This window comes from Terriglobia bacterium (genome assembly GCA_020073185.1).
In the GTDB taxonomy this organism is placed as follows: domain Bacteria; phylum Acidobacteriota; class Terriglobia; order Terriglobales; family Acidobacteriaceae; genus JAIQGF01.
In genome coordinates this window covers 1-5,610 of the sequence record JAIQFT010000108.1, presented here as the reverse complement: position 1 = coordinate 5,610, position 5,610 = coordinate 1, and the positions used below count along the sequence as shown (strand labels likewise).

The 5,610-nt window shown below is 62.9% G+C and carries 6 protein-coding genes; 2 read left to right on the top strand and 4 right to left on the bottom strand.

The window, feature by feature from the left end; translation table 11 throughout:
* From LAN64_20365 to LAN64_20350, 4 genes are all read right to left on the bottom strand, one after another.
* A partial coding sequence (locus tag LAN64_20365) for a hypothetical protein (protein MBZ5570181.1) occupies positions 1-363 on the bottom strand: 363 nt, incomplete at its 3' end.
* A gap of 26 nt (positions 364-389) precedes the next feature.
* A complete protein-coding gene (locus tag LAN64_20360; protein MBZ5570180.1) occupies positions 390-1,406 on the bottom strand; it encodes an AAA family ATPase in 1,017 nt (338 codons plus the stop codon).
* A 2-nt stretch (positions 1,407-1,408) separates the two neighbouring features.
* The gene (locus LAN64_20355; GenBank protein MBZ5570179.1) at positions 1,409-3,493 is read right to left on the bottom strand and encodes a hypothetical protein; all 2,085 of its coding nucleotides are present in this window, start codon (positions 3,491-3,493) and stop codon (positions 1,409-1,411) included.
* The gene (locus LAN64_20350; protein MBZ5570178.1) at positions 3,490-4,002 is read right to left on the bottom strand and encodes a hypothetical protein; all 513 of its coding nucleotides are present in this window, start codon (positions 4,000-4,002) and stop codon (positions 3,490-3,492) included. Before LAN64_20350 ends, LAN64_20355 begins: the two co-directional genes overlap by 4 nt.
* Positions 4,003-4,015: 13 nt before the next feature.
* Here LAN64_20350 and LAN64_20345 point away from each other — a divergent pair, with 13 nt between their 5' ends.
* A complete protein-coding gene (locus tag LAN64_20345; GenBank protein MBZ5570177.1) occupies positions 4,016-4,222 on the top strand; it encodes a hypothetical protein in 207 nt (68 codons plus the stop codon).
* 240 nt (positions 4,223-4,462) lie between these two features.
* Positions 4,463-5,491, top strand: a complete 1,029-nt coding sequence (locus LAN64_20340; protein MBZ5570176.1) for a helix-turn-helix domain-containing protein — start codon at positions 4,463-4,465, stop codon at positions 5,489-5,491.
* The last annotated feature ends 119 nt before the right edge of the window (positions 5,492-5,610 follow it).

Sequence of the window (5,610 nt, the reverse complement as noted above, 5' to 3'; positions counted from 1 at the left end):
CATTTCGTCGAGCGGCGCCAGATCCTCGGCAGTCGCGATGCTCGGCGGGCGCGGATAGGCGCGGCGTCCTTCAAGCCCGCAAGCCTCGGCGCCCTGGCGGCTGCGCGGCCGGGGAGAGCGGCGACGAATCGGCGCACTCACTTCCTGGCCCACTGCTCTCTTGAGCAAATCCACCAGACTGCCGGCCTCGGCATCGGTCAGATCGCGAAACGATGTAATCTCGCGCCCGATGTTCTGCGCTGCCCAATTCAGGCGCTGGCGGCGAGGGTCAGACGAGGTGAGGTCGAGCGAGCGCGCCGCATAAATGCCGAACAGCGTGTGCAGCGCCCGCAAGTGACCAACCGAAATTTGCTGAGTCGCCATAATTCACCAATCCAAGATGGGGCGGTCTAAGCCGCGCCTTCCTTCATCGCGTTCCTGATCTCTGCGATGCGCCCGAACAGGCGCCCCGGCGAGAGATACGCCCGTTTCTGCGGCAGGCGCGCGCGCACGCGGCGCAGCGTTCCAACCATCTCAGGCAGGACCAACTCCTCATCCCAAGCCTGCTGCACCAACTTACGAACGGCGGGCTCGGTGATGCCGGGAATTTCGGCGCGGGCGATCTTGGCCGCGTCCTCTTCGCTCATGTCCGGCAGTGAACTGACCGCGTGCAGGCGCCGGTTCCATTGCTGCAATTCGAGCGCGCGCACCACGAAGAAGCTGCGCAGCGTGTGCGCGCCTTGCAGCAACATGCCGACGTGTGGCGGCAGATCGTACAGCTCGCGGATCGTTTCCAGGCAGTCGAGGTCAAGAAACTGCGCCTCGTCAAATACCAGCAGCGAGCCGTTGCGCAGATCGAAGCGAAGATTGCCGAGAATGCGATCGATGTTCCCGCCCGCCGGCGTACCGCACGCCCCGGCGACGCGCTTGAGCAGATCCTGCGGGTGGATGCCGATTCGGCAGCGCACCAGGTAGGCGCGGCGTCCGGTGCCGTTTTTCGATAGCTCGCTGCGGTTGAGTTCCGCGATGAAGTGCTGCGCGAGGCGCGTCTTTCCCGTGCCCGGAGGACTGTGGAGAATGATGGCCAGGCGCTCGTTCACGGCCCGATAGAACTGTTTGCCGTAGGCGCGCACCGTCGCGGTGTCGTAGAAATTCGAGACCGGATCGGCGGGATCGATGGCGAGCGGGTGAGCCCGCATGAAGTCCCAAGCGGCCTTCCGAAACAGCAGCGATGAGTCGGCAATTTCGTGATAGCGCCCGCGCATGAAGTACTGCAGCGTGGTGCGGCCCTTGCCGATGCGGTGGGCGAAGTCCTCTTCCGTGAGGCCCGCGCGGGCGCGGTAATCCTTCATCTGCGCGCGCATGGCCGCTTCGTCCGGCAACGCGCTTTCGAGCTGCAAGCGTTGATATTCCGAGAGGCGCGACATCTTTAGTTCTCCTTCATCAGCGCCAGCACCTCGCGCGCATCGTCTTCGACATACGTCGGCGCGGCGCTGGCCGCCAGCGCATGAGGCGCCGAAGCAACACGCGCGCGCGGCGGCAGGATTTGCAGCTGCGCTTGCTGTGGCGCCCCGGCTCGCTGGGCGAGCAGCTCGACTTCGGTCGGGACGCCGGACTGCACCATTGCCCAGGCCTGCCGCAGTTCGCGATAGCTGCGATTGCGGAAACGCGAAATCGCCTTGATCTTGTCCTCGCTGATCGGGCCGTGCTCGGTCAGTTCCTGCGAATGCAGCAGCGCCAGCGGTTTTCCGTCACTATCTAACGCGATCGCGCAGCCAACGTCATCGGGATTGCGTGCGATCCAGATTCTCTCGTGGTTTGCCAGGTAGAGCGCCTGCATCGCGCCTTCGTCGGCGCCGGTGTAGGTGTGATTGCTGAGTTCGACCCGGCAGTTGCGCACCACGCGGTCTTCGCGGTCCCAGAACAGCCATTCGAGCTTCGCCAGGTCGTTCGCTATCCTCCGCTGTTCGACCGGCAGCAGCTCGTTCATCACGTCGAGAGGCGCCCGGCCGTTCATGCCGCGCCCGTTGTGGCAGTGCGTCGCGTTGAATTCCACCACCCATTGCCGATGCAGTTGGAAGAAGTAGGACGCGGGCAGGAACGGCGATTTTCCGCGCTTGTGAGCGAGCCATTCCTTGTGCAGTTGCTCCGCCTCACGGCAGGCGTCGGGGCGCAAGCTGGGCTTTCTGCCGGCGTAGCCGTCGCCAAACATCACATCGAAACGCTTGCTCACCGTCGCGAAGTAGCTCTCGATCTGCTTCGACTGCGGATGCCGCGGGATGCAATACGTGACGTCGATTCCGAGCCGTCGGAACAGATTGTGCGCCGTGAGATCGATCGGCACACGACCGTGCTCGTCGAGCACAGCCGGCGCGCGGCTGTAGGCGCCGCCCACGCTGCGAAAATCCTTCCCGTTGTCCACATAGGCAGTTTCAGGCTTGCCGAACTGCTCGATTCCGCGCATGTAAGCGCGCGCGATGGTGCGCCCGCTCGGCGTCGCTGCCCACACGCTGCCGACGATCACCCGCGTGCGCATGTCTTCCACGCACGTTTCCCACGGGCGGAAAGCGGCGCCTTCGGGCAGCGCGTCAAAGCAATCGTTGTAGACCAGCACGTCATAGATGCGGTGATCGCTCACAAAAACTTGCAGCGGGCGCACGCGCTCGATCGCGCGCGAGAGGTAGGGCGCATGGCGGGAATCGTGCGCCTGGCGCGTGAGCCGCGCGGCGTCGCGCATCACGGGCAGAATTTTGCCCACCAGCGCGCGGACAGTCGAGTACGCGGGCGGATCGCCGCTCTCCACGCCATCGCTGAAGTTAGGGAACTGCCGGATCAGCGCGTTATAGATCAGCCGCAGATTCGGCTCCCCGTTCGCGGCCGTGGCGCCGAGTTCGGCGTATTTGGACAGGACAAACTTCGCCGCATGGGGATGATTCTTCCCGTCCTCGCCCCAATACCGGGAAACGCCGGCATCGTCGCGGCGGTCGCGCAGCAACCCGCGCGGGCCTTTTTTTAGCCAGGCGCTGTAATAGTTCCAAATCGTGCCACCAGATTTTCCATACAGCCCGCCCAGATAAATCGCCAGACTCTGCAGGTTGCGGACCTCGGCGCCGCTCGGCAGCGTGAAGTGCGGGCGGTGGCCATCGGCCCACTGCAGCATCGGCGCGATCATGGCGAACCGTTCGCGCGCCTCTGCCTGTTGTTCGCCGTCCAGATTTGTCAGTGTGTTCGGATCGAGGAACGGCACGCCGTCGAAGAGCATCGGCTGACTAGGATTGGTAGAAACGAGCGCCGTGGATATCGCGGGGTGCTGCTGCTGCTCGAAGTATTTCATCTGCGCGGAGGGACTCAAACTGGAAATCGAGTACTCGCGCGGACGTTTGCCGTTGCGAAGCGTCCTCTCGAAATATCGCCAGCGCACCTGGCCGCTCTTGGCTTTGGTTTCCGCCGTGCGCGGGCTGCAGCCCTCCAGCTCGCAGAAGCGCTCTCGCGATAACCAAAGTTCGGCGCTCATGCGATCACCTTCTGCGTTCCGCGCCGGCGCGCGGCGCGGGCTGCGTTCTTAAGCTGCCTGGCCCGATTCGCCACCGTCGGATAACAAGGCGCCTGGCCTAGCGAGCGTTGCAGTTCATAGTGCGCGACGCGGGCGGTGGACTTCTGAATGAGAATGAGGCGTGCGAGCAGCTTGGCAGCCTTCGGTCGAGACCCGAACCACCGGCTGGAACCGCAGTCGGAGCGCTTCCGGCGCATGAGTGCGGCGCAGCCGGCGCAGCCGCCGGCCTGTTTGAAAGCCTCGTACCAGCGCCAAATTGAGCGTAGGCAGACGCCGCACTGAAGCGCGATGTCGGCGGCGATTTCCTCCGACGTGCGCGCCTTTCGGCCATTCGACAACACGACGGTGACAGCGCAGCCGCCGCGCTTCTGACCCAGGAATTGGGCCAGAGGCAGAATTGCAACGAGCCGCTGAGTCGCACTGCGCTGAGTCGCACTGCGCGGCTTCGATTTTTTCTTAGTCACGCTCATGCCGGCTGTCCTCTTGAAGCAGCTCATGCCGGAGCCGGTCGCGTTCGCGCTGATCGCTGGCGGCGCTGAGTTCTCTTTTTGCGAATTCAATCAGGCGCCGGTTGCGCGCTCCCATAACGTGCAACTGGAGCCGGTCGTCACCTGTGACCAGGCAGAAAGCCTCGATCCACGCGGCCGGGAAGCGTGCCGGCGTCTTGGTTTGCGCATCGCCCTTGCTTAGCGAAGTGAAATCGTCCAACATGAACCGGGTTACAGTCCGTCCGAGGCGCGCGCTCATATCTTCACAAATCTGTTCCCGCGATTTAGCGCAGCCGCGGATGACTGAGGCGATCAATGCTCTCGTAACTGCGTCGGCGTCGCGTTGCGCCAGCCGTTCAGCGTGCGCCGGTGCCGTACTGTCGGGCGACTCCGAATATCGGCTATACTTTTGGAGTTGAGTGTCCATGCCTTCAAGTTAAAAATGTACCAGAGTCGTGGCGGAGTCAAGAGGAAAATGGTAAGAGCTAGCAAACCCACCGAATGGGCGGAGAGAATTCGGGAACTCCTGGAGGCCGCGGGCCTCAGCCAAGCCGAACTTGCGAGCAAACTCGAATCCGATTCCAGCCAAGGGACGGCTTCTCAGGGCACCGTTTCAAACTGGCTGCGGGCGGACGGCAACTATGCTCCGTCGTCGCGGATGTTCGCACAGTTGGGCAACATCGCCGTTGAACACGGCCTCGATCCGCTGTGGTTCTGGGAGCAAGCCGGATTCGACCGGAGAGCTGCCATTGCCCTGACCGAGCGGATGCTGAAAAAGATGCACAAAAGAGCCGCGCCCGGAGAGATCATCGAACTTCCGCTACTCTCAATGGATGAAGCGGCGAGCGGGTCCGAAGCAAAGCTCGAAAGTGGCCAAGTATTTCGGTTCGCGGCAGACCGCGTGGTCAACCGTGCCTCCACCGTGGCCCTACGTGTAGACCACGACGCAGAAGGGATTGTGTTTGGTGGCGGTGACATCGTGGTGGTGGATCGCTCACGCATCGACCTCCAATCTTTGTGGAACAAGGTGGTGCTGGTTCACCTCGACCCCTCGGTTTCCCCGACTTCGCTTGGTGTGCGGGAATGGGGCAGAGGTCCGTGCATGGGACTCCTGAAGTTCTCAGGGCTGTCTTGGGACCGCTATCTATGGGGTGCCGTGCTGGGACCGCTAGGCTCCTTCAAACACGAGCCTGTTGTGATCGGGTATAGGCACTCGGATGTGGGAAAGAATTTCTATCGGGACCATATGGCGTGGAAGCTGAGGGCAGCCACGATCGGAATGAAACTCCGAAAAGGCTGGCCTAGTGCCACCGCCGACGAGATGGCAGTTGGCCCAGAGCCGCGGGAAGAGGGACTTTACGAGCGTGCGGGTGAGGAAGCGCGCGAAGAGATTCAGCCGACTGACGGCTGCACAGTAATCGGGCGCATGATCGCATGGTTCAGTGCAGAAACCGGCGAGGCGAAGCGCTGATGAGGACCGCCGCCATCGCCGCTGCCGTTACTAGCCTGATGCCCAGCGGCCAAGGATCACAGCGCATCCGCGGCGATCGTGACACGCTGTCGTTCCATGAACGAAACACAAGGCAACGA

Bases quoted from the DNA above. Each gene is read 5' to 3' on its own strand.
- LAN64_20360 (MBZ5570180.1), bottom strand. From the start codon at position 1,406: ATGTCGCGCCTCTCGGAATATCAACGCTTGCAGCTCGAAAGCGCGTTG.
- LAN64_20355 (MBZ5570179.1), bottom strand. From the start codon at position 3,493: ATGAGCGCCGAACTTTGGTTATCGCGAGAGCGCTTCTGCGAGCTGGAG.
- LAN64_20350 (MBZ5570178.1), bottom strand. From the start codon at position 4,002: ATGAGCGTGACTAAGAAAAAATCGAAGCCGCGCAGTGCGACTCAGCGC.
- LAN64_20340 (MBZ5570176.1), top strand. From the start codon at position 4,463: ATGTACCAGAGTCGTGGCGGAGTCAAGAGGAAAATGGTAAGAGCTAGC.